This window comes from Acinetobacter septicus, assembly GCF_019355975.1.
GTDB classification, from domain to species: Bacteria; Pseudomonadota; Gammaproteobacteria; order Pseudomonadales; family Moraxellaceae; genus Acinetobacter; species Acinetobacter ursingii.
This window is the reverse complement of record NZ_CP079898.1, coordinates 928034-953774: the sequence shown is the minus strand read 5'-3', so window position 1 is coordinate 953774 and position 25741 is coordinate 928034. Positions and strand designations below refer to the sequence as shown.

General features: G+C 40.1%; 21 protein-coding genes, 1 tRNA gene and 1 pseudogene. 16 read left to right on the top strand and 7 right to left on the bottom strand.

The window, feature by feature from the left end; genetic code table 11:
* The first annotated feature begins 8 nt into the window (after positions 1-8).
* Together tauD and I6L31_RS04640 are read left to right on the top strand one after the other, a co-directional pair.
* Complete coding sequence (tauD, locus tag I6L31_RS04645; protein ID WP_005004875.1) at positions 9-854, top strand: taurine dioxygenase; 846 nt, start codon at positions 9-11, stop codon at positions 852-854.
* A gap of 422 nt (positions 855-1276) precedes the next feature.
* Positions 1277-3712, top strand: coding sequence for a membrane-bound PQQ-dependent dehydrogenase, glucose/quinate/shikimate family (locus tag I6L31_RS04640; RefSeq protein ID WP_005004873.1), 2436 nt, complete (start codon positions 1277-1279; stop codon positions 3710-3712).
* A 117-nt stretch (positions 3713-3829) separates the two neighbouring features.
* On the opposite strand, the gene I6L31_RS04635 is transcribed toward I6L31_RS04640, so the two are convergent.
* Both I6L31_RS04635 and cysS read right to left on the bottom strand, forming a co-directional pair.
* Positions 3830-3905: transfer RNA gene (locus I6L31_RS04635), tRNA-Gly, on the bottom strand.
* 64 nt (positions 3906-3969) lie between these two features.
* Complete coding sequence (cysS, locus tag I6L31_RS04630; protein WP_005004872.1) at positions 3970-5391, bottom strand: cysteine--tRNA ligase; 1422 nt, start codon at positions 5389-5391, stop codon at positions 3970-3972.
* Between the two features lie 211 nt (positions 5392-5602).
* Here cysS and I6L31_RS04625 point away from each other — a divergent pair, with 211 nt between their 5' ends.
* The 13 genes and pseudogenes from I6L31_RS04625 (at position 5603) to I6L31_RS04565 (ending at position 18387) form a co-directional block, all read left to right on the top strand.
* Complete coding sequence (locus I6L31_RS04625; protein ID WP_005004869.1) at positions 5603-6580, top strand: KpsF/GutQ family sugar-phosphate isomerase; 978 nt, start codon at positions 5603-5605, stop codon at positions 6578-6580.
* A gap of 3 nt (positions 6581-6583) precedes the next feature.
* Positions 6584-7123 (top strand): KdsC family phosphatase, encoded by a 540-nt coding sequence (locus I6L31_RS04620; protein ID WP_004986805.1) that lies wholly within the window; start codon positions 6584-6586, stop codon positions 7121-7123.
* A 38-nt stretch (positions 7124-7161) separates the two neighbouring features.
* A complete protein-coding gene (gene lptC / locus I6L31_RS04615; RefSeq protein WP_004986801.1) occupies positions 7162-7710 on the top strand; it encodes an LPS export ABC transporter periplasmic protein LptC in 549 nt (182 codons plus the stop codon).
* On the top strand, positions 7694-8242 hold the full coding sequence (gene lptA / locus I6L31_RS04610) for a lipopolysaccharide transport periplasmic protein LptA (protein ID WP_004986800.1): 549 nt from the start codon (positions 7694-7696) through the stop codon (positions 8240-8242). The genes lptC and lptA overlap by 17 nt, the downstream gene beginning before the upstream one ends.
* Positions 8242-8988, top strand: a complete 747-nt coding sequence (lptB, locus tag I6L31_RS04605; RefSeq protein WP_004986798.1) for an LPS export ABC transporter ATP-binding protein — start codon at positions 8242-8244, stop codon at positions 8986-8988. The genes lptA and lptB overlap by 1 nt, the downstream gene beginning before the upstream one ends.
* 452 nt (positions 8989-9440) lie before the next feature.
* Entirely contained in the window at positions 9441-9866 is a 426-nt protein-coding gene (locus tag I6L31_RS04600) for a hypothetical protein (RefSeq protein WP_004986796.1), read from the top strand.
* Between the two features lie 302 nt (positions 9867-10168).
* Positions 10169-12163 (top strand): Ig-like domain-containing protein, encoded by a 1995-nt coding sequence (locus I6L31_RS04595; protein WP_219349272.1) that lies wholly within the window; start codon positions 10169-10171, stop codon positions 12161-12163.
* A pseudogene (locus I6L31_RS04590) lies at positions 12106-12744 on the top strand (TolC family protein); the annotation flags it as partial. The gene I6L31_RS04595 and the pseudogene I6L31_RS04590, both read left to right, overlap by 58 nt.
* A complete protein-coding gene (locus I6L31_RS04585; protein WP_005004858.1) occupies positions 12741-14894 on the top strand; it encodes a type I secretion system permease/ATPase in 2154 nt (717 codons plus the stop codon). The pseudogene I6L31_RS04590 and the gene I6L31_RS04585, both read left to right, overlap by 4 nt.
* Entirely contained in the window at positions 14891-16081 is a 1191-nt protein-coding gene (locus tag I6L31_RS04580; protein ID WP_004988690.1) for an HlyD family type I secretion periplasmic adaptor subunit, read from the top strand. The genes I6L31_RS04585 and I6L31_RS04580 overlap by 4 nt, the downstream gene beginning before the upstream one ends.
* A 115-nt stretch (positions 16082-16196) precedes the next feature.
* On the top strand, positions 16197-16793 hold the full coding sequence (locus I6L31_RS04575) for an IMPACT family protein (protein ID WP_005004857.1): 597 nt from the start codon (positions 16197-16199) through the stop codon (positions 16791-16793).
* The gene (locus tag I6L31_RS04570; protein WP_005004856.1) at positions 16786-17400 is read left to right on the top strand and encodes an acyltransferase; all 615 of its coding nucleotides are present in this window, start codon (positions 16786-16788) and stop codon (positions 17398-17400) included. The genes I6L31_RS04575 and I6L31_RS04570 overlap by 8 nt, the downstream gene beginning before the upstream one ends.
* A 144-nt stretch (positions 17401-17544) precedes the next feature.
* Positions 17545-18387 (top strand): universal stress protein, encoded by an 843-nt coding sequence (locus tag I6L31_RS04565; RefSeq protein ID WP_005004855.1) that lies wholly within the window; start codon positions 17545-17547, stop codon positions 18385-18387.
* Between the two features lie 119 nt (positions 18388-18506).
* Here I6L31_RS04565 and I6L31_RS04560 read toward each other — a convergent pair whose 3' ends face one another.
* From I6L31_RS04560 to mutS, 5 genes are all read right to left on the bottom strand, one after another.
* Positions 18507-19175, bottom strand: coding sequence for an O-methyltransferase (locus I6L31_RS04560; protein WP_005004850.1), 669 nt, complete (start codon positions 19173-19175; stop codon positions 18507-18509).
* A gap of 145 nt (positions 19176-19320) precedes the next feature.
* The gene (locus I6L31_RS04555) at positions 19321-20040 is read right to left on the bottom strand and encodes a D-Ala-D-Ala carboxypeptidase family metallohydrolase (RefSeq protein WP_005004842.1); all 720 of its coding nucleotides are present in this window, start codon (positions 20038-20040) and stop codon (positions 19321-19323) included.
* Positions 20041-20169: 129 nt separating this feature from the next.
* Positions 20170-20499, bottom strand: coding sequence for a ferredoxin FdxA (gene fdxA, locus I6L31_RS04550; protein ID WP_004652744.1), 330 nt, complete (start codon positions 20497-20499; stop codon positions 20170-20172).
* A 159-nt stretch (positions 20500-20658) separates the two neighbouring features.
* Entirely contained in the window at positions 20659-20835 is a 177-nt protein-coding gene (locus tag I6L31_RS04545) for a hypothetical protein (RefSeq protein ID WP_004988673.1), read from the bottom strand.
* 156 nt (positions 20836-20991) lie between these two features.
* On the bottom strand, positions 20992-23631 hold the full coding sequence (mutS, locus tag I6L31_RS04540) for a DNA mismatch repair protein MutS (RefSeq protein ID WP_035272328.1): 2640 nt from the start codon (positions 23629-23631) through the stop codon (positions 20992-20994).
* A 224-nt stretch (positions 23632-23855) separates the two neighbouring features.
* Here mutS and I6L31_RS04535 point away from each other — a divergent pair, with 224 nt between their 5' ends.
* Positions 23856-25217, top strand: coding sequence for a tyrosine-type recombinase/integrase (locus tag I6L31_RS04535; RefSeq protein ID WP_005004835.1), 1362 nt, complete (start codon positions 23856-23858; stop codon positions 25215-25217).
* The last annotated feature ends 524 nt before the right edge of the window (positions 25218-25741 follow it).

Here is a 25741-nt window from a genome sequence, read left to right as displayed (position 1 = left end):
GCGATAAAATGAGTTTAATTATCGAAACAATCAAACCAGCCATTGGCGCAATCATTACTGGCGTTGATTTAAATCATTTGAACAAACAGCACACCACTGAAATTCAACAGGCTTTATTAAAACATCATGTGATTTTTTTTCGTGAGCAGCAATTAGCACCACAAGCTCAGGCAGCATTGGCACGTAGTTTTGGTTCTTTGCATATTCATCCGATTTATCCTTCCATTGAAGGTGTACCTGAAGTGTTAGTTTTAGATAGTTGGCAACAGGATTTACGCGATAACGAGCTTTGGCATACCGATGTCACTTTTAGTCAAACTCCGCCATTAGGCTGCGTACTGCAAGCCATCAAAATCCCCGCAACAGGTGGTGATACACTGTGGTCAAGTGGCGTTGCTGCGTTTGCTGGACTTGATATCAACTTGCAGCATAAGCTGAGAGGATTAACGGCAACTCACGATATTCGAAAATCCTTCCCGATTGAACGATTTGCAACCAATGAGATAGAACGTGAAAAACTGCTACAAACGTTTAAACGTAATCCACCTGTTGTTCATCCGGTCGTGAGGACACATCCTGTGACGGGACAATCGGTTTTATTTGTGAGCGAAGGTTTTACTACCCGAATAAATGAGTTAAGCCAACAGGAAAGTGATGAATTATTAGAGTTTTTATTTGAGAACTCCACTCAGGAACAATTTCATTTGCGCTGGCAATGGCAAGAAGGTGATGTCGCGATTTGGGACAATCGCTGTACACAGCATAAGGCATTGTTTGATTATGGAGATGCACATCGAATTATGCATCGCGCAACCATAAATGGCGATACACCTTATTATCAACAAGCCAGTTAACCTTATAAAAATAGCAAATAGCCCTATCTGAATGATGGGGTTTTTTATTCACATCATAATTTTAATGGATGATTAGACTTCTTTCATAATTGTTTGAACTCTCTTTATTTTTCCTCCAAAGGAAGAAATAAAAAGAACTGATGAAAGAAGGCTATTAAACTTTGCGAAAACATATTTATGGCCTGTGTCATCCTATTTTATTGCAGATAAGATAAAAGGCTTAAATGAGTGTTTTTTGGATAAATGTTTTTAATTTTTTGAATATAAAAATATTTTTTATTTTGTAGCTGAAGTCATTTTATTTTTTAAGAAAAATTTAAGTTTCAGAACACATTTAAGCAACGATACCATGAGCGTTTTTAATTTTTAAAATGATGTAATAGCCACTCCCATACTAAATAAAATTAATAAGGTTTAAAGCTATGGTTCATTCTTCCATCTATAGAAAAAACAGCAGTATACCCGTAAAAATATTTTCGGTGATCTTACTGTTATTTGCCCTTACATTATTCATTGGCGGTATCTATTTAGCGTATTTAGGAGGTTCGTGGTACTACGTCATCAGTGGAGTGATCTTAATCGCTTCTAGTGTTTATTTGCTTAAAAATGATCAATTAGGTGTAAAACTTTTTTGGCTGTTCTTCTTCTATACGCTGATCTGGACAATATGGGAAGCGGGTACACGCTACTGGGGCTGGGTGCCTCGGCTCGCGATAGTGGCTGTTTTTGCATTTTTTATGAGCTTACTTATGCCAAATATTGGTTCAGGAGCAAGTAAGAAAATTTCATATAGTTTAACTGGCTTTATTATTCTATGCTTTGTTATTGCAGGCGGTCTGGCCTTTTATCCCCATTCATCTTATGTTTCTGGAGAGGAAATTTCAGCGCAGTCTTTTAGCACCAATTCATCAAATGCTGCAATAATTCAACCTGACACTGACTGGCAATATTATGGTCGTGATGAAAATGCGACCCGCTATTCACCGCTTAACCAAGTTACTCCAGACAATGTCAATAAACTTGAGGTGGCATGGACGTATCGGACAGGTGATGTGCCTCAGGCAGGTCAAACCAATAAATGGGCTGCTGAAACCACGCCAATTAAAGTGGGTAACGCCGTATATTTATGTAGTGCGACCAATAATATTATTAAATTGGATGCAGCTTCAGGCAAAAAAATCTGGGAACACAAGTCTGGTGTGAAATATGAAAATATTCCATATACCGCTGCGTGTAAGGCCGTTACTTTTTATCAATCAAAAACTATTCCCGAAGGACAGGCTTGTCACAACAAACTTATTGTTGGTACTTTAGACATGCGTTTGCTGGCGGTTGACGCTGAAACAGGTGAGTCGTGTCAAGGTTTTGGTCAGCATGGTCAAACTGATTTATCTGTAGGTATTGGTAAGTGGGTACCTGGTCAACTTGCGGTTACTGCGCCTGTACCAATCATTAATGGTGTAATTGTAGTCAATCATCAGGTTCTTGATGGACAGCGTCGATGGGCACCTTCTGGTGTAATCCGTGGCTATGATGCAGATTCGGGTCAGTTTAAATGGGCATGGGATGTCAATCGTCCAAATGACAACACTGAACCTAAAACAGGTGAGCAATACAGTCGCGGTACACCAAACTCATGGGCTGCCATGATTGGCGATGAAAAATTAGGATTGGTTTATGTTCCAACAGGCAACTCGGCTGCGGATTATTACAGTGCGATGCGCAGTGCGAATGAAAATCGTGTGTCTTCAGCAGTTGTTGCGCTCGATGTAAATACGGGACGTGAAAAATGGGTCTTCCAGACTGCACATAAAGATGTGTGGGATTATGATATCGGCTCTCAGCCAACATTGGTGGATTATCCAGATGCTTCAGGGAAAAAAGTTCCAGCCTTGATTATGCCAACCAAGCGTGGTCAGACGTTTATTCTTGATCGCGCTACTGGTAAAGCTTTAACCAAAGTTGAAGAGCGACCAGCACCTGTACCAAGCGATGCAAAGGCTTATCATGCTGTGCCAAATGATCCTCGTGCTAAAACTCAACCGTGGTCTGTCGAGATTCCACGTTTAGGTTTGCCTGATCTTCAGGAAAAAACCATGTGGGGAATTTCTCCAATTGATCAAATGCTATGTCGTATTAAATTTAAACAGGCAAATTATCTTGGAGAATTTACACCCCCAAGTATCGATAAACCATGGATTGAATTCCCTGGCTACAATGGTGGAAGTGATTGGGGCAGTGTAGCGGTAAATCCTCATTCTGGTTTAATGATTGCAAACTGGAATGTGACACCAATGTACGACAAATTGGTTACCCGTACAGAAGCCAATAAGCAGGGCTTAAAGTCAATTGATGATCCAAGTTATAAATCAGGTGGCGGCGGTGCTGAAGGAAATGGTGCGATGGCTGATACCCCTTATGGAATTAATGTATCACCATTTTATGCTCCAATTTCTCAAGTCCTTTGTAACGAACCACCTTATGGCATGATTACGGCTATTGATTTACATAGCAAAAAAGTGCTCTGGCAACATCCATTTGGTAGTGCTGAACACAATGGCCCATTTGGTTTGCCAACTTACTTGCCAATTAATATTGGTACACCAAATAACGGCGGTCCAATTATTACAGCAGGTGGTTTAACATTTGTTGCTGCTGCAACAGATAATAAATTACACGCCTTGGACAACCGTACAGGTAAACTCGTCTGGACTGCAAATTTGCCTGCGGGTGGTCAAGCAACACCGATGACTTATGCCATCAATGGAGAACAATATATTGTGATCATGGCGGGTGGACATCACTTTATGAAAACACCAGTAGGTGATTATGTAATTGCCTATAAACTGAAAAAATAATCGTATTTTACATGGAAAACGGGCTGTTGATCAGCCCGTTTTTTTATTTTAGTCTGCATGGTTTTGGTATAGATAAATAAAAAGCCCAAATCTTTTGATTAGGGCTTTTTAAAATTTTGGAGCGGGAAACGAGACTCGAACTCGCGACCCCAACCTTGGCAAGGTTGTGCTCTACCAACTGAGCTATTCCCGCAATGTGAGATGCATTATAGACAGTTTCATTTAACTGTCAACATCCATCCATTTTAATTGTCGATTTAATCAGCACGTCGCCAAACAGTTCCTTGACGGGTATCTTCTAGTGCAATACCTTTTTCAAGTAAAGACTGGCGAATACCATCGGCTTTGGCAAAATCTTTTGCTTTTTTTGCGTCATGACGTTGTTGAATCAAAGCTTCAATTTCATCGTCATTCAAGCTGAGTGCTTGTTGGCCAATATCTGATTTTAAGAATTCATCAACATTATGCTGAACTAAGCCTAAAATTGAAGTTAAATGGCGTAAAGTTGCATAATAAAGCGCCGCTTGTTCAGCGCATTGCTCTTTCACCGCTCGATTGAGTTCACGATTCAAATCAAACAGAACCGCCATGGCTTCTGGTGTATTAAAGTCATCGCGCATGGCTGAGTTAAAACGTTCTATAAACTCATGATCTAACTGGTCAGAATGAATTTGACCATAGGTTTGTTCATAAGCTTTAAAAGCATGATAGAAGCGAGTGAGTGCAGTTTTCGCTTCTTTTAACGCAGTATCTGAAAAGTTCACAGGACTACGATAGTGCGAAGACACAATAAAGTAGCGAATCACTTCAGGATGAAACTTTTCCATTACATCACGAATGGTAAAGAAATTGCCCAAAGACTTTGACATTTTCTCGCCATCGACATTGATAAAGCCCACATGCATCCAATAATTCACATACTGTTCGCCTGTTGCAGCCTCGCTTTGCGCGATTTCATTTTCATGATGTGGAAATAATAAGTCTGATCCACCACCATGAATGTCAAAGTGATTGCCTAAGCAGCAAGTTGACATGGCCGAGCATTCAATATGCCAACCCGGACGACCATTGCCCCAAGGGGATTGCCATGACGGTTCGTTGGCTTTGGCATGTTTCCACAGCACAAAGTCAAACGGATGTTTTTTCTCGACTTCGACATCAACACGCTCACTGGCTCCTGCTTGCATATCATCCAGTTTACGTCCAGATAGGCGACCGTATTTGGCAAATTTAGTGACTTCATAATAAACATCACCATTGGAGGAAGGATAAGCGGTGCCATTTTCGACCAAAGTCCCAATCATATTTTGCATTTGGTCGATGTATTCGGTGGCTTTGGGCGATTCATCAGGTTCAGCACAACCGAGACTGGCTGCATCTTCATTCATAGCAGTGATAAAACGCGCGGTTAGTTGCTGAATCGTTTCACCATTTTCATTGGCACGACTGATAATTTTATCGTCAATATCGGTGATATTACGGATATACCGTACTTTCCAGCCCTGACTACGCAGAAAACGAATAATATAGTCAAAAGCAACCATGACTCGAGCATGTCCAATATGACAGTAGTCATACACCGTCATGCCGCAGACATAGATATCTATCTGGCCATCAACACGTGGGACAAATTCAACTTTTTTACGTTGCTCTGAGTTATATAAAACGAATGGTTGCATAAGACTCTTAAAAACATTCACCAAAAATAGTGTTACATCTTAACGTAAGCCACATATTTCACAAAGGTTTATCCATAATTTTTATAAGTAAGTGAAAACTTGTACATTTAAAAACGTGACAGGAAATGAGATGTGCTAGAATAGCGCAAATTTTTTAGTTAAAAAGTCTATTGTCGGTTTGGCAGTAGCGAATTGTTTGAGCTCATATTTTATGACCAGTACCACCGATTTTAAGAAAATTGCACTGGAAACCATTGCGATAGAACAACATGCCCTAGATGTATTGGCAAGTCAAATAGACGATCGTTTTGATCAGGCTTGTGAAATTATTTTACAGTGTCAGGGTCGTGTAGTGGTGACAGGTATGGGTAAATCTGGTCATATTGGTCGAAAAATGGCAGCCACTTTTGCTTCCACAGGTACACCTTCGTTTTTTATGCATCCTGGTGAAGCGGGGCATGGTGACTTGGGAATGTTAGTACGGGGTGATGTACTCATTGCCATTTCCAATTCAGGCAAAAGTGATGAGATCATGATGCTGATGCCTTTGATTAAACATCTGGAAGTACCATTGATCACCATTAGCCGTGATGATACAGGTCCAATGCCAAAAAATGCAGATGTAGCTTTAACTTTGGGTGAGTCAAACGAAGCTTGTCCATTAGGGCTTGCACCCACCTCAAGTACCACTGCGACATTGGTATTGGGTGATGCGCTCGCGGTTGCATTGTTGGAAGCGCGAGGCTTTACTGCCGACGACTTTGCTCGCTCGCATCCAGCAGGTGCTTTAGGTAAACGTTTACTTTTACATGTAAAACATTTAATGCATACCGGTGAGGAGCTTCCAAAAGTATCTCCTGATACCCCAATGAATCAGGTCCTTTACGAAATTTCAAACAAACGTTTAGGTTTGACGACCATTGTTGATGAACAAGATCATTTATTAGGTATCTTTACGGATGGTGATTTACGTCGTCTAATTGATAAGCAACAAGGTTTTGATGTCAAATTTCCTGTGTCTGCGGTGATGATTGAACATCCTGCGACGATTTCTCAGGAAGCTCGTGCAGTAGAAGCATTACAACAACTGAATGCTAAAAAAATTAGTCAGTTTGTCGTTGTTGATGATCAAAATAAGGTGATTGGTGTGATCAGTATGCATGACCTAATTCAGGCAGGGGTAAATTAATTCATGGCATCTTATGCATTACTTGAACAGGCTCGTCATATTCAGGCACTGGTTTTAGATGTGGACGGTATCTTGAGTGATGGATTTGTGACATTGACCAATAGTGGTGATGAAATCAAATCTTTTGATATTCGTGATGGTTTGGGGATGAAACTGGTTCAGCAAGCTGGTCTTAAAGTCATTATCATTACAGGTCGTAAAAGTCAGATCGTTGAAAAAAGGATGTCTGATTTAGGCGTCGATCTGATCTTTCAAGGCCGTGAAGATAAAGGCGTGGCATTGCGTGAAGCATGTGCGCAATTTAATTTAGCACCTTCTGATTGTTTATATATGGGTGATGATTGGCCTGATTTATCGGCTTTTTCACTTGCAGGAATGTGTGTGACTGTTCCAAATGGACATGTAGAATTACGCCGTCGTGCTCATTTGGTAACTCAAGCGATGGGCGGTCGTGGAGCAGTGCGTGAAGTCTGTGATATGTTACTGAATGCAAAAGGAGTTTACGAAGAACTTCTTGCAAAATATCTGACTGTACCCCATTAATATTCTAAGCCAGAGAAAAAGGTGATATTACGCCGCTTATGGATACTAGAGTTTTATATATCGTGGCGATTGCAATCGCAGCTGTAAGTGGTGGCTATTATTACTACAGTGGCAGTGCGAACAAACTGGATGCTGATGATAGTCGCAATATGACTTATACAGCAAATGATATCAATTTGACTCAGACGAACGATCTTGGTCATTTGTATATTCGTGCAAAGGTCGATCGACTTGAACAGGATATGCAGAAACAAACGTCAAAACTTGAAAATTTACATGCGTCAATGTATGAAAATGGACAAGTGAATGCTACTTTTTCTTCAAAAGTTGCAAATGGTTATGATGATAACGAAAAGGTTATTCTTTCAGGTGATGTCATTGCAACAAGACTTGCTGAAAAAGGTGAAATTGTTTTTCGAACGGATGAGCTGACGACCTATCCGAAAACAAAAAAAATTGAAACGACACATCAGGTGGATGTGCAATCACCACAGGCTTCTTTTGTCAGCAATGGTTTAAAAGCAGATCTGGAAAATAGCCAATACGAATTCTTTAATATTCGAGGAAAGTATGCACCAAACTCTTAAATCGATTTCTTGTTCGACTTTCCTGAAACAAGTAACAGGTTTCACGATCTTTGCCGTGATGTCTGCATCTGCATTGGCGCTCCCTTCAGATCGTAGTCAGCCTATCTCATTGGTCGCTGACAAAGCTACCTATAATGATAAAACAGGCATTACAACCTATACCGGAAATGTGGTGATCGAACAGGGCACTATGAAATTACAGGCGGATTCGATTGTTGCACAACTGAATTCCAAACGTGAAATTCAAACCATTACTGCCAATGGTCGACCATCCAAATTTCAGCAACAGATTAGTGCTGAAAAAGGGGTCGCACGTGGTGAAGCACAGAAAATTATTTATAACGCAGATACAGGCATTATTACTTTAACAGGCAATGCTTATTTATTTCAGGATGGAGCCAGCATTCGAGGCAATAGCTTAAAATATAGTATGAATAAAGGTGATATTGAAGCACAAGGTTCAAGTTCAAATCGTGTTCAACTGATTATTCCACCATCAAGTTCTAAAAGTTTTCCGGGAGCACGTGATTAATGGAGCAAACACGTCAAAAACCACAAACCCTTTGTATCAAACACTTGGCAAAAAACTATAATAAACGCTGGGTGGTTAAAGATGTGTCCTTTCAAATGCAAAGTGGACAAATTGTGGGATTGCTTGGTCCAAACGGTGCAGGGAAAACGACCAGTTTCTATATGGTGGTTGGCTTGGTTCGTATGGATAAAGGAGAAATTCATTTAGACAATGAAGACTTATCTCACCTTGCCATGCATGAACGTGCTAGAAAAGGTATTGGTTATCTACCACAAGAAGCCTCTATTTTTAGAAAACTCACCATTGCCGAAAATATTATGGCAATTTTGGAAACTCGTAAAGATTTAAATAAACAGCAACGTCAACAGCGTTTAAATGAATTATTGGCGGATTTTAAAATTGGTCATATCAAAGATTCGCTTGGCATGAGTGTTTCTGGTGGTGAGCGTCGCCGTGCTGAAATCGCTCGCGCTTTGGCGGCTGATCCAAAATTTATGTTGCTGGATGAGCCTTTTGCGGGGGTTGATCCTATTTCAGTGGGTGATATTAAAGAGATTATTCGTAATCTTAAAGAACGAGGGATTGGTGTTCTGATTACGGATCATAATGTACGTGAAACATTGGCAATTTGCGAGCATGCTTATATTGTGAGTGAGGGATCCGTCATCGCAGAGGGCTCTCCGCAGGATATTCTCGAAAATGAACAAGTTCGCAAAGTCTATTTAGGTGACGATTTTACAGTTTAACTTTTAAATAACTGCACTTGTTGGATTGAAATAATCCTCTTTTTGTTGAAAAACAGAAAGGGGATTATTTTTTAATATAAAAACACCATGATTATTAAGATTATATTAATGATGAATTGTATATTTATTCTATGCAATTTTTTAGTTAAAATGAATGTAATTCAATTTTTATATTATATTTGAATAATCATATAAATTTTAACTAAATAAAAAATAATATTTGTTTATAAAATAAAGACTCATCTTTTTTTTAAAATAAATTTTTGTAAAAAATATTCGAAAATAAATCCTACATATCAATAAAACTTATAAATAAAAGTGATGACTTTTTAGTCAGATTATAAGCGTATCACTGTTAGTCTTTTTTTAAAAAAATGTGATTAATTTATCTTTTTATTGTAATTTTTATGTTGTAATATCTATACAAAATTTAACATTTTATGGGGGTTCTTATGATTCGTAGCGGTAGTCTTGTTCTTCTTAGCCTTTTACTCACGGCTTGTGGTACACCTTTAAGTACATATAACAAGCCTTCAAATTTATTATTTCAACAAAAAGATGGAAATAGTAATCAGGTTATTCATGTTTATCGTGATAATAAGCTTTGTTTAAACGATGATAAAAATAGACAGGTCTGTCCAATTAATTTTTATATCGATGATTTTAAGGCTGGAACTTTCTATATTAATAATAAAGCGAATTATTATTTAAAACCTGATGCCTATGTCCTAAAAGTTAAGAGTTGTAAAACAGAATGTGCAACTTATGTATTCAAATTGGATTTAAATAATCAGCTTAAAGCTCCAGATTTTAAAATTTCAATTGATGAAAATGACAAGCCATTTATTACGCAAATTAGCACTCAAGGAGTTAGCTGATTTCTATAAGTATATCTAAATTTTGATGCAAAAAATCTTATCTATAGATATGAAATTTTGAAGTAAGTGCTTTATTTGGCTGCAAATTTTAAAAAATCAGATTCAATTTTTCAAAAGAATGATTGTATCTAAAAAATGTAATCGTTTTTAAGTGAAATTTGGCGGCTCAAAAATGGTTAATGGACGAATTCGAGCTTTCTTAAGCAACTCATGTTCAGAAATCTGAGCCGTTAAAAGAAAGTAAATCATAAATTATTTATCAAGGGTTTAGTAATGGGTTTACTCATTATTGGGGATAAGACATGACAAAATTTGTAGTAACTGAAAAAAAATCTTTAGTAAAGAATACGATAGATAATTCGCAAGTCATATTAAAAGCGGCGGCTATTGTTCAGGTTAACTTACATCGAGAAGATGTTGCTGAGTTTATTCAAGATGGTAATAATTTAATTTTAAAACTGCAAAATGGCGATGTCATTACCATCCAAAATTTCTTTGTACAATATGAAGATAAGATCGTTTCAGATTTAGTTTTTGAAGATAATGATTGTGCTTTCTTGTGGTTTGACTGGAACAATGGTGCTCCATTATTTAAAGATATTTCTGGTTTAGAAGTTCTTTTGCCGATTGCGAGTGGCAGTAGCTCAGGTGCGCTTCTTCCATGGATTGCTGGTGGACTCGCCGTGATAGGTGGAACTGCTTTGGGAAGCAGTGGAAGTAGTGGGAAAGATAATAATGAATCAGTCAATAAAGCACCACAAGTTCTCGAAATTAATAAACAACAACCTATAAGTGTCATTGAAGATGTACCTAAAACTGGTGTAATTATCAATGTCACTGATCCAGATGGTGATCATCTTACTTATAGTGTTTCAGAGAAGCCGACGCACGGTACCGTCAGCATTGACTCAGCAACAGGTGGTTATACCTATACCCCGAATGCCAACTACAACGGTTCAGACAGCTTTGAAGTGACGGTTGCTGATGGCAAAGGTGGCAGCACGACAGTAACTGTTCCAGTTACCGTAACTGCGGTGAATGATGCACCGACAGCGACTGCCAATTCAGTGACTACAGATGAAGATACCGCAGTGACTGGCAATGTGGTTGGACAAGATGTTGATGGAGATAGCTTAACCTATACAGTAAGCACCAATCCAAGTCATGGTACCGTCAGCATTGACTCAGCAACAGGTGGTTATACCTATACCCCGAATGCCAACTACAACGGTTCAGACAGCTTTGAAGTGACGGTTGCTGATGGTAAAGGTGGCAGCACGACAGTAACTGTTCCAGTGACGATTGCCGCAGTAAACGATGCACCGACAGCGACTGCCAATTCAGTGACTACAGATGAAGATACCGCAGTGACTGGCAATGTGATTGGACAAGATGTTGATGGCGATAGCTTAACCTATACAGTAAGCAGCAATCCAAGTCATGGTACCGTCAGCATTGATCCAGCAACAGGTGGCTATACCTATACCCCGAATGCGAACTACAACGGTTCAGACAGTTTTGAAGTGACGGTTGCTGATGGCAAAGGTGGCAGCACGACAGTAACTGTTCCAGTTACCGTAACTGCGGTGAATGATGCACCGACAGCGACTGCCAATTCAGTGACTACAGATGAAGATACCGCAGTGACTGGCAATGTGGTTGGACAAGATGTTGATGGAGATAGCTTAAGCTATACAGTAAGCACCAATCCAAGTCATGGTACCGTCAGCATTGATCCAGCAACAGGTGGCTATACCTATACCCCGAATGCGAACTACAACGGTTCAGACAGCTTTGAAGTGACGGTTGCTGATGGCAAAGGTGGCAGCACGACAGTAACTGTTCCAGTTACCGTAACTGCGGTGAATGATGCACCGACAGCGACTGCCAATTCAGTGACTACAGATGAAGATACACCAATCAATGGCAATGTGGTTGGACAAGATGTTGATGGAGATAGCTTAACCTATACAGTAAGCACCAATCCAAGTCATGGTACCATCAGCATTGACTCAGCAACAGGTGGCTATACCTATACCCCGAATGCCAACTACAACGGTTCAGACAGCTTTGAAGTGACGGTTGCTGATGGTAAAGGTGGCAGCACGACAGTAACTGTTCCAGTTACCGTAACTGCGGTGAATGATGCACCGACAGCGACTGCCAATTCAGTGACTACAGATGAAGATACACCAGTCACTGGCAATGTGATTGGACAAGATGGACGATTCCAGAAAATCTGGTGCAATCCTCTGATCTCTTTAGAGACCCGGAATTTAACACCATCCCAAAAATGATTTCAGCACAGGCAGAAGTAGAAGTTGCCAAATCCCAAAAAAAACAAACTCAGCTCAGCCTCTATCCGACCTTATCTGTCAAAGGTTCACTGAGTCAGGCCCTAAATGGGGTCAATCCCAATAACAACAAAGACGATGGCTTTTATAACAGCATCATGCTGGAAGCCTCCAGTAACTTCTTTCAGGGGGGTGCAGTGGCTGCCCAAGTAAAATTTGCCAGCTATGCAGAAGAAGCGGCACGCTCCAAAGTCAACACCGTGTATCTAGATGTACTGGATCAACTGCGTACCACACGCGAAAACATCGAAAACAAACAAAGACAAATACAAGTATTGTCAGAACGACAAGCAACCACGGTCAGAACCCGTGAGCTATATCAGGAACAATATAAACTGGGGACGCGCTCAGTACTGGATTTGCTCAACGCAGAAATGGCTATTCATGCGGCCAACAACGAACTTGAAACTGCACGTTATGACATTTACAACAGTTTGGTGCAATTTATCCAGACCACGGGACGGACTCGTCAGGCCTACCAACTAAACCATCTTTCAATTCAGGGATTTGAGGTGCAACCATGAGTCAAGCATTCAATTATCAGCCGTGGTTACAATCCGTCCTTGTGATCGCCAAACACTATCGGATCGAACCGTCAGAAGAACGCATCCGCCTTCAACTGGACTGGAACCAGAACCACACGGTGGATGACGTACTATTACTGATTTGCCGACAAATGGGACTGAACTATCGCAAACTTACCTTTTCAGGCGAACTCTTAAACCCATGGCGCTTGCCCGTCATCGCAGAATTTCATGATGGACAAGTCGGGGTTATAGACAAAGCGGATGGAGAAGGACAGGTCAGCATCCAGCTCAGTGGAGAACAAGGCTTAGCCCAAAGCTTTCGGCTGGATCAACTCAATAGCCTGATCAAAAACATCTATATCGTACGTCCAGAAAGCTCAATTCCTGATGCACGCGTCGATGAATACATCAAACCCTATGAACCGAGCTGGTTCTGGTCGATTGTTCTCAAAGACTGGAAACGCTATATCGATATCATGTTCGCCTCACTGATTGCCAATATTCTGGCATTGGCGACCATTATCTTTTCCATGCAGGTGTATGACCGTGTGGTTCCCTCCCAGTCTTATCCAACCCTATGGGTCTTGGCAGGTGGAGTATTACTGGCAGCGATCTTTGAATTTGTATTACGTGTTGCCCGAATTTATCTGTCCGATATCATTGGAAAACGAGCGGATCTGAAAATCTCAGATCGGGTATTTGGCCATGCACTACGCATCAAAAATAAAGAACGCTCCAAATCAACAGGGACTTTTATTTCACAAGTTCGTGAATTAGAAGGAGTGCGTGAACTGGTGACCTCAACCACCATCAGTGCCATTGCTGATTTGCCATTCTTCTTCCTGTTTCTGGTGATTTTCTGGTTGATTGGCGGAAACTTATTCTGGGTGATGGTCTTGGTGGTGCCATTGATGATTGTGCCAGGACTGCTGGTACAAAAAAAATTAGCCAAACTGGCACAAGAAGGCATGCGCGAATCCTCAATTCGTAATGCCATTCTGGTGGAAGCGGTACAGGGCATTGAAGACATCAAACTACTGCGCGCTGAATCCCGCTTTCAAAACCAGTGGAACCACATGAATGAAGTCTCTGCTGATATCAGCATGCGGCAGCGGAAGATCGTGGGGATACTCACTGCCTGGACCCAAAAAATACAGGGTCTGACCTATGCGATAGTGGTATTAGTGGGATGCTTTGCTGTGATTAAAGGAGACATGACCACAGGTGCATTGGTGGCCTGTTCGATTCTATCCTCTCGAATGCTGGCACCGATTTCACAAATCACGGGGGTATTGGGACGTTTACAACAAGCCAAAGTCGCAAAAACCAGTCTGGATGAACTGATGAAAAAGCCAGTAGATCAACCAGATCAGGCACATCTGATTCATAAACCTGTGATCTATGGTGACTATGAACTTAAGGGCGTAGTATTTCAATATGGACAGGATGATCCCAAACCGACCTTGATCATCCCGAATCTGAGCATACAGGCAGGAGAAAAGATTGCGGTACTTGGGCGCAATGGCGCAGGTAAATCGACCTTATTACAACTGCTGTCTGGCATGCAATTTCCACTACAAGGCAAAATCAGTCTGGATGGTTTGGACTTAAGCCTGATTGATCCATCAGATATCCGTCGTGACATGGGACTTTTAAACCAAAATGCTCACCTGTTCTACGGCACCATACGAGAAAACTTAACCCTTGGCGCACCTTTGGCCAATGATGAAGACATTCTCAAAGTTCTGAAAATGACAGGTGCTTTAAGCTTCGTTGAAGAGAAAAAAGAAGGACTGGATCATCTGATTTTAGAGGGAGGTGTGGGTTTCTCTGGTGGACAACGACAAGCCTTATTGTTGGCACGACTACTGATTCGACAACCGAACATCTTACTACTGGATGAACCAACTGCATCAATTGATGATGTTTCAGAAAAAATGTTGATTGATCACTTAAAAACATGGCTCGGGCATCGTACCTTAATTGTGGCAACACATCGACGTGCAGTATTGGAGCTGGTTGATCGGATTATCGTGGTCAATGAAGGCAAAATTGTCATGGATGGACCGCGTGACCAGATCCTCAATGGCCAGAACGCCGCCACAGCAGCCCAACAGATTCAAACAGGACCAGGAGCACGTTCATGAGTGACGCACTACAACACCCAAAACGCGCGACAAAAGTGTCCTATAAAGAACCGCCTTTACCGCGCGCCAGTTTAGTGATCTGGATTATCGGTATCGGCTTGCTGATATTATTGCTTTGGGCAGGACTATTTCAACTTGAAGAAGTCTCTACGGGTACAGGCAAAGTCATCCCATCTTCTAAAGAACAAGTGATTCAATCACTGGATGGTGGAATCCTGACCAAGCTAGATGTACAAGAAGGTGATATTGTCGAAAAAGGACAAGTGCTGGCACAGCTTGATCCGACCCGCTTTGAATCGAACGTAGGCGAATCGCAATCCTTACTGATTTCAGCACAGGCAACAGCAGCGCGATTACGTGCAGAAGTAAATGGTACCCCATTGGTGTTTCCCGATGAGGTGAAAAAAGATCCGAAACTGGTACAAGAAGAAACTGCCTTATATAATTCCAGACGCGAAAATTTGGAACAGTCAATTTCGGGTTTAAAACTGGCTTTACAACTGGTTCAGCAGGAACTCACCATGACCGAACCCTTAGTTGCCAAAGGCGCTGCCAGTGAAGTAGAAGTATTACGCTTAAAACGTGAAGCCAATGACCTGCAAAATAAAATCAATGATGCACGTAACCAATATTACGTCAAATCACGTGAAGAATTATCAAAAGCCAATACCGATACCGAACAACAAATGCAGATTGTACGTGGTCGTACTGACACTTTAAACCGCACCACATTTAAAGCCCCGGTACGTGGTGTGGTCAAGGAAATTGCGGTGACCACCCAAGGTGGGGTGATTCCACAAAATGGCAAGTTGATGACCATTGTGCCACTGGATGAACAACTGCTGATTGAAGCACGTATTTCTCCACGAGATATTGCCTTTATCCATCCGGGTCAGGAAGCACTGGTCAAAATCACCGCCTATGACTACTCGATTTATGGGGGGTTAAAAGGCAAGGTGACGGTGATTTCGCCAGATACGATTCGAGATGAGGTGAAGCAGGATCAGTTTTATTATCGGGTGTATATCCGTACCGATTCTGACAAGCTTTATAACAAAGAAGGCAAGTCGTTTAGTATCACGCCGGGGATGGTGGCAACGGTAGATATTCGTACGGGTGAGAAGACGGTACTGGATTATTTATTAAAACCGTTTAACAAGGCCAAAGAGGCGTTAAGAGAGCGGTAAATAGTAATAAAGAATTGAAGAGATGCTTAAATCCCCGCTATTGCGGGGATTTTTGTCATTACCAACTTTAATTCAGGCTATAATGTTAATTTTATGATTGATCTTTTTTGCTGCTATGCCTTTTACCATCGCACAACTGGTTTGTTTTGAAGAAGAAATCAAAAAAAGTCGATTTCAGGCATTTGCAACTCCTGTTGAAAACGAAGAACAGGTTAAAGCTTTTTTGGAAAACTATAAAGATATCAGCACGACTCATCAGTGTTGGGCTTGGAAAATAGGGCATCAGGTACGCTTTAATGATGATGGTGAACCTTCTGGCACAGCCGGTCGACCGATTTTGGCAACCATAGAAGGCAATGAACTGACCAATGTTTTAGTTTTGGTTAATCGTTGGTTTGGTGGCGTAAAACTCGGAACGGGTGGTTTGGTACGCGCCTATGGAGGCTGTGCAGGACAATGCTTAATACTCGCAGAAAAAATAGAACTCATTGAAAAAAAACAGGTTATTTTCTCTTGTTATTTTAATGAATGGCCAATTCTTCAATATGAATTGAAACATCAGCAAATGGAATATACTGAAAATTACACGGCTGAAGGTGTCATTGTAGAAGCTGCTTTACAGATTCATCAGATTGACCCATTAAAATTAAAACTTCAGGATATCACCCGTGGGCGAGAACAATTAAAAATTGTGGAGCCTGAACATGAATGATGAACGCTTGCTGAAATATCGGGAACAGCATAAGCACCGGCTCAACTATATGCCATGGCTTTATTGGTCATTAAAACCCAAACACCGTGAATGGGCAGAAGCATGGCAGATGGAATATCAAACCTATTTGATGGAAATGGAAACTGTTGAAATTGGGAAAAACTGTTTTATTTCTCCATTGGCACATATCTTTGCGGAACCTGGACGCAAAATTAGCATTGGTGATAATACCTTTATTGCAGCCGATTGTACCTTACATGGGCCTTTAAGCATTGGCAATGAAGTGGCGATCAACCATCATTGTATATTGGATGGCGGTCGTGCAGGGATTGTGTTGCATGATCAAGTGCGAATTGCCGCGTATTGTCATCTCTATGCTTTTGATCATGGTATGGAATTAGATCGTCCAATTTATCAGCAACCTGTGACCTCCAAAGGCATTGAAATTGGTCAGGATGTCTGGCTTGGCGCGCACGTCGGTGTCAAAGATGGCATTTCAATAGGGCAAAATGCCGTCGTGGGTATGAATAGTATGGTGACGAAAGATGTAGAGGCTTATCATGTTGTTGCAGGGAATCCTGCACGCTGGATTAAAAATAGAAAATAGCTGGTTTTTTAATCATTTAATTGTTTTATATACAAAATAATTTAAACCATATAAAAAATTACCGTAGTTTTAGCCGAATTATGCTAAGTTAAAAGTAACAAACAAAATCTCCAAGGCATCAGACCTTAATGAAGAGAGGCTATTATGAGTCGTGTTATTGCATGTATTGATTCTTCACCTTGTATTAATGCAATTGCAGAAGCTGCCGCTTGGGTGGCTAAACAAACCAAGCGTGAACTGGTGTTATTACAAATTCTTGACTACTATCCTGCCAGTTATCATCTCGGTGAAATTAGTGGTGTCATTGGTTTTGAGAGTAATGCCATGTTGCTCAAAGAACTTGCCGAGCTAGAGCAGAAACAAAGTGAACTGGCTTTAGACTATAGCAATAATTTACTTAAACATATCTCTGAAATGATAGAAGAAAAATATGGTTTAAGCAGTTCAAAGATTCAGGAAAAGGGGGACTTTCTTGAACAAAGTTTTAGTATTTTAAAAGAAGATGATTTTGTGGTGATTGGTCGCGTGGGGGAGCGTGCAGCAGAAAAAAACAAACCCATTGGTAGTAATGTTGAAAATTTTATTCGCGGTGCAAACTGTACTGTCATGACCGTTGGTGAAACTTTTAAAGCGCCAACCCGTTTTATTTTTGCTTATGAATACTCTCCAACTTGCGTCAAAATGATGCATCGGATTGCGCAGAGTGATTTGCTTAAAACTTTACAATGTCATTTACTTTATGTGGGTGATCATCCTCAAGTCTTAAAAGATCCAGAAGAATTTTTAAGCCATGCGGGCATCGAGGTGGTCACGGTTTATCGTTATGGCGATGTGGCAGAAAATATACTCGAATATCAACGTGAACATGGTATTCAGATGATCGTGCTAGGTGCATTTAGTCACAGTAAAATCCACCAGTTCTTTTTGGGTAGTATTGCCACCTCGATTTTCCGTAATGCGACGGTACCACTCTTGGTCGCGAAATAATGTAATGCCTTATCCATAGTTATCCGCAAATCTTGTGGATAACTATATGGACAAGCAATGTAAATAAAAATAGGTTATTGTTTTTAAATAAAAAATAAATAAAGCATATTTTTTGATCATCATTTTACAATGGCAATTGCAAAGCCATCATGACCTTTACTGCCTACTGTTTGTAAAGCGGTACAGGATAAAATTCGAGGATGATTTTGCAAAGCTTCAAAGGTCTGACGAATACCTTCAATACTTGGTTTTTTATTATTTTCATCCAGAATATCACCCGCACGGATCACATTATCCAGTACCAGAATCGTACCCGAATGTGAAAGATTCAAGGTTAATTCTAAATATTCAGGATAACTTTGTTTATCTGCATCGATAAAAATAAAATCAAATGGTTCAAATGTCGTAGGGTCTATTTCACGTAAAATATCTGCGGCACGTCCGACTTTGAGTTCAACAGGCATTTCGAATTGAGCATGATCAATATTTTGTTGTGCCAGTGCTGCATGGCTATCTCGTCCTTCAATGGTAAGTAAATAGCCATCCTTAGGTAAAGTGCGCGCTAGCCAGACTGTACTATAGGCCGCAAATGTTCCTAACTCCAAAACACGTTTACACTGATTCATCTGAATCAACATTTGTAAAAGCATACCCTGATTAGGTGCAACGGCCAAATGATCTGGAAATCCCTGATTGGCAGTATTCTCCAGTGCAAATTGCAGGTTTGGATCTTCGGGAATTAAATGTGAATCGATATAGTGATCAATGTCTGTCCACATCTGTTGCATAACGGGTGTTACCTATACTGAGATAGCAGCATTTTAACCATTTCTATTCGATGTGCAATTTTAAGTGACAGGAAAATCAAAACTTCACTCTCTAATATTGAAAAAGAGACTCATATGGTCTCTTTCAAACAAAATAAAGATATTTTTAATAATTACACATTGAACTATTGCGACTATGATCGGGTCCCCAAGTTCGATAGCCTTGAGTATCAATATGAATCTGTCCTGAAGCATAAATACCGATGCCCATATCCAGACTTTGTCCATGTTGTGCCCAGAATTGGCATAACTTAAATTTGGTATTTTCAATGAAAGCGTAATCTTGCGACTCTGGATACTCAGGGCCAATACGAAAATCGATGGCTGAATTAAATAAATGTCGCGAAGAGTTCGCTCCGCCTGCACATTGATTCAAAGGTAAATCCCGATAAACGGAAGTGACTTCAAAATCAGTGAGAACTTTTTGGGCGACTAAAGCTTTGAAAATGCGCAAGGTTGGGATGGCATTGTTCCAGAGTTCACGATTGGGAACTGCATATTGTGAACGGCCACATTTTTGCCAGTCCCGTGCCGTTTTTAATAATTCAAAATTAGGGACAACATTAGCGACATTATTACGCTCAAGAAAACGTTCATATTCTTGAACACGTGAACGATTATCACCCATGCTTAACCATGCTAAATAGGCGGCAGGAACGGTTTTCACTGGAACAGGACGTTCAAGTATGACTTTTTCCTGCGGAATATAAATACGATGTCCCGTGGAAGGTGTGACTTTTCCAGTTTTTTGAGGGGAGGTGGTACAAGCAACCATGAACATAGGTGCAAGGCTTATCGCAAGCAACCCCTTCAAAAATTTCGGCATAATACAATCAATTGCTTACTTTAAATTGGGCTTATTCTAATCGAAAAGGATGGATAAAATGAGGAAAAATTGCAATGAAATGTGTGATTCAGATACAAAAAGACCAGCTTTTGCTGGTCTAATGTGCAATTATTTCTCTAAATACTGAAGCTTATCTGGTTTACCGTTCCATTCTTCACGGTCAGCAGGTTGTTCACCAATTTGAGTAATATTATTGCCTGCCCATTTTTCAGACAGTTCAGCATTAAGTTCAATAAAGACTTCCTGACCTTCTGGTAATTCATCTTCTGAGAAAATTGCATTGGCAGGGCATTCAGGTTCACATAGCGCACAGTCAATACATTCATCAGGATTGATCACCAAAAAATTTGGGCCTTCGTAGAAACAATCAACTGGGCATACTTCTACGCAATCTTGGTATTTACATTTAATACAGTTTTCAGTGACAACGAAGGTCATGGCGACAGCTACCTAAAAAATATGGTTCTAATTCCGAATGCTGTATTTTAGGCAAAAAAGGGGGCGACTAACAATTCCTTTTATTGATATTTATTATTCGGATTGATGAAAAGGACTGATTTATATCACTGTAGTTGATAGTAACTCTCAATTAAACCATTATTTACTGGTTTTATGTGAGTTTTTTAGACCACCGCCATCTTGTTTATTTACCGTTGCCCATGCAATTCGTTCAGCTTCTTCTTGAGAATGTCCACGTTCTCGTTCACTTTCTTCAATATGTTGAGCTTGGCGTTTTTGTTTATCGGTATAGGCTGATTTATCTCCGCGTGACATTTTTATTTTCCTATTTTGAATATACGTTTATTTTTATCATTACCTCGTTATAAGCGGGTAAAAAGTTGTCAAAGATTTGTCCTTGTATGTAAATTGAAATGAATAAGATAAATGATCAGAACAGACCACTATGTGTGATCTGTTCCATAAGCTATTTCAAGAATTGAGAGTCGCTTTTAATGAATAAAGCTGTTCAAGTGCCTGACGAGGTGTCAAGTTATCGACATCAATTTGTTTCAGCATTTCAAGTGCAGGCGATTGAGCTTCAACTTCGATGACTTTTTCAATCACTGGTGTTTCAATTTCATGTTCAACCGCATTAAATAAATCATTTTGTACTGCGGATTGAATATGTTGCTGCTGCTGTTTTTCCAGTATTTTTAAGCGTTTCTGTGCTTCTTTAATCACGGCTGCTGGGATACCCGCTAGTTTTGCGACTTGTAAACCATGACTTTGGCTAGCGGGGCCATGTTGTACTTTATGAAGCAAGATCAAATTGCCATTCATTTCTTTAGCCGTCACATGATAATTATCAATCCCTGCTTCGCTGCCAAGCTCAGTCAACTCGAAATAATGCGTCGCAAATAAACATAAACATTTGATACGTTTAGTCAGGTCTAGCACACAGGCCCAAGCTAAGGACAAACCGTCATAGGTACTGGTACCACGCCCGACTTCATCCATCAAAACTAAAGATTGATGGGTAGCATGGTGTAGAATCTGTGATGTTTCGGTCATCTCCACCATAAAGGTCGATTTACCGGTCGATAAATCATCTGCTGAACCAATACGGGTAAAAATTCGATCAATCGGACCCAATTTGGCTGATTGAGCAGGCACATAACTACCACAATATGCCAATAAGCTAATCAATGCGGTTTGACGCATAAAAGTAGATTTACCCCCCATATTCGGCCCTGTGATGATCGCCATACGATGATGACTATCTAAAAAGGTATCATTAGGGGTATAGGGTGTTTTACTTAATGCTTCGACCACTGGATGACGCCCTGCATGAATTTTAATCCCGATCTCAGGGCTAAACTCAGGACGATTCCAGTGTTGCAAACGTGCTTGATGCGCAAAATTTGCCAAGACATCAATCTGGGCAATCGCTGCACTCATCATTTGTAAATTGGCAATATTCTGCCTAAGCGTTTCAAGCAAGTTTTCAAATAGTAGTTTCTCGCGGGCAAGCGCGCGGGATTCACTGGAAAGAACTTTATCTTCAAAACCTTTAAGTTCTGGTGTGATATAACGCTCGGCATTTTTTAGGGTTTGGCGACGAATATAATGCTCTGGAGCTTGCTCTGCCTGCGCGCGTGTCAATTCGATATAATAACCACTGACCCGGTTATAGCCAATTTTTAACGTCGGGATACCACTGAGTTCCCGTTCTTTAATTTCAAGATCAATCAGAAATTGTCCTGCATGATCACGTATTTTGCGTAGCTCATCCAGTTCACCATCATAACCTTCGGCAATCACATTACCATCACGCAGTAATACGGGCGGATTTTCGACAATTGCAGATAAAAGTAATTGATGGAGTTCTTTGAAATCGCCCAATTGCTGGTCGAGGTCAGCGAGTAAGGTCGAGGATTTTGCCTGAATTACAGGCAGTAATGCATGTCTCAGAAATGGAATTTGAGCACATGCATGACGTAATTGCACTAGATCACGTGGACGCGCACTGCCCAATGCAACACGACTTAGCACACGTTCAATATCACCAATTTCCTTTAATACTAAGCGCACGGGTGATTCGTGATAACCGGTTAATAACTGCTCCGTCGCGTCCAGTCGCGCATCTAGAAGTGCAGTATCACGGATGGGTTGCATTAAGGTACGACTGAGTAAACGACCGCCCATAGCAGTTTGGCAGTCATTGATTAAATTGAACAAAGACATCCCATGTTCAAATAGCGGGTCGATAATTTCCAGATTGCGGCGAGTGATCGGATCAAGAGCAATAAAATCTGAACTTTGTTCAAGTTGAATCGAGCGAATATGTGGCAGAGCAGTTTTTTGGGTTTCTTTGGCGTAGTGAATTAAGGCCGCAGCAGAGGCTTTGGCAAGGGGTAAATGATCAATTCCAAAGCCAGAAAGTGTTGCAACAGCAAACTGATCACATAAGGTCTTTTGGGCATTATTTAAATTAAAATCAACATTAGGGCGCTTGGTAATCGGGCAGTCTAATTGTTTTTTGATCTGTTCCAAAATATTCTGATCGACTAAATCTTCATCAACAACAATTTCACTCGGCATTAAGCGTGAAAGCTCAATTGCTAATTGTTCAGTTTTAAATTCGTGTTCCTGAACCTTAAAAATACTGGCACTTAAATCTAGTAAAGCCAGTCCAATTTTATTTTGTTGAATACACAGCGCGACCAAATTTGAAGATTGATAACTGCCTAGCAATGCATCATCAGTAATGGTCCCTGGCGTAATAATACGAACGACTTTACGCTCAACAGGTCCCTTGCCTGTAACTTCTCCCACCTGCTCACAAATTGCAACCGTTTGTCCTGCTTTGACCAGACGTGCTAGATAACCTTCGGCAGCATGATAAGGTACGCCAGCCATAGGAATAGGTTCACCATTGGTTTTACCGCGATGGGTCAGGGTAATACCTAATAACTTGGCTGCCTTACGTGCATCGTCAAAAAAAAGTTCGTAGAAGTCACCCATGCGATAAAAAAGTAAAGCATGCTGATGTTCCATTTTAACTTTTAGATATTGTTGCATCATAGGGGTATGGCTAGATAGGTCTGCTATGCTATTATTATCTTTCATCATCATTAAAGCCTTTATATTCAATAAGTTTGATAGTGTTTAACATAAGCAGAGTATCCAAGGGAGTAGTATAAAGTCTAAACAAATCTAACTTAATCTAAAACGTTAGTGTAGGTTTTAGTGTAGGTTGTTTTAGTCTAAACTAGGCATCATTCCCGATCAATATTGAAAAATAGACAGCTTGAAAGGATAACAAATAATTTAGTATGCCTGTGAGGATTAAAATGGCTCATTCGAGAGAGCAACAGACGATTATTAAAAAAGCGCTTTCAGCCAAAGCGATTGAGAAAATGAAAATAGGTGATCCTGATAAAGCGGATATTGGAGAATATGTAGGGCTACGTGTACATTGTGGCAAAACGGGAATGAAAACCTTTTTTTACCGTTATCGCAGTCCTGTTGATGATTCCATCAAACAATACAAGATTGGTACTTTTCCTCAAGTTTCGTTAGCTGAGGCAAGAATAGAACTTGGTCGTTTAAAAGCTGAAAGAAGTCAAGGGGTTTGTCCAAAGCAAAAAAAAGAGCAGGAGAAATTGCAGCAACAAATCGAACAAGAGCTTGCACAAAAAAATATGTGCCAACTCACTGTACATCAAATGATAGAAATGTATTTGACTGAGGTGATCGAAGACCATTGGATTACTGATCCCAAAACAGGTGAAAAGAAAAAGGTTTTAGGGGTACGCAAGCCAAAAGGTCAGGCTGAAACACGGCGAACTCTTTATGGTGACGCAGTGAGGGTTTTGGGGAATCTAGTCGCGTTAGAGGTTACTCGAAAAGATGTGGTAGCTTTAACCAAAGAAATTATTAATCGTGGGTCTAATGTGCAGGCTGGACGAGTATTGTCTGAGCTAACGTTGGCTTATGAGTATGCAATCGGCTTAGAGCAATTTCCTTCAAATTTTGCCAATCCAGCCTTATTGGCGAAAATGAGCATCAAGCAGTCAAGACTGAAAGTTACCTGTAAAAAGGGTACACGAGTTTTAAATGATCAGGAATTAAAACATGTATGGGCTTGGCTGCCAACATCAGGATTTACAACACATCAAAAGCATATCCTATTTTTGACTTTGTGGACGGGATGCCGTACAGGAGAGTTATGTGATGCACGGTGGAGAGATTTTAATTTAGATCAAGGAACATGGCATCTAAAAGCTTCAAAAAATAGTACCGAGCGTTATGTGCAGTTATCAAGGCAATGTATCAATTTTTTACTAAATTTATATCGCCCAGATCAGGAATATTTATTTGCATCGTCTCGAACTGGGTTGCCTATTCAGCAGAAATCTCTAACAGAAATAAAGTGGCAAATGAAAAATCCAGACAAAGTTCAGGCGAATTTTCGTCCTGAACAACTTTGGTTAGATAATATGGATGACTGGAATCCGCATGATTTGCGACGGACGGTTAGAACAGGTTTGTCTCGATTGGGGTGTCCTTCGGATATTGCTGAAGCAGTTCTGGGGCATTCCAAAAAGGGTATTGAAGGTACGTATAATTTACATAATTATGAAAAAGAATGCGCTGAATGGTTGCAAAAATGGGCAGATTATTTAGATGAGATAATTGAAAATAAATTTTAGGGTCAGTTTATGTGTTATTACAGAAAGTAAAAAACATAGTTTTTATAATAGGATTTTAAAAATGTAAATATATTCTAAAACTCATATCAAACTAGCTTCTCATTATTATGTTAATACAATAATTGAACCTAATACTACTACATATTGGCATAAAGGCATCGAAATTTCAGGATAGTATTAATACTAAAATTATAATTATTTAGAGTTTTTATATATCCATTTCTCTTTGTGATGTTGAAAAAACTTAGTAATTTTTAGCACGTCTCTCGTCTTTTTTTCACATTTCTCTGAAGATATGTCTCAATTTGAAATCTTAGTTCATAGCCGATTTAAAGTGTACTCCCCCTTACTAAAAGTAGCGGGGATAGGTGAAGTTTATGGAAATTAATTACTAAAAATACGTTTTATAATTGATCATATTATGGAATTTTAATATAAAATAACAAATGTTTGTCGGGGGCTATGTGCCGTTATTTGGTGGTTTAAATTAAACTTAAGGTACAAAATCTACTTGTACTTGTAAA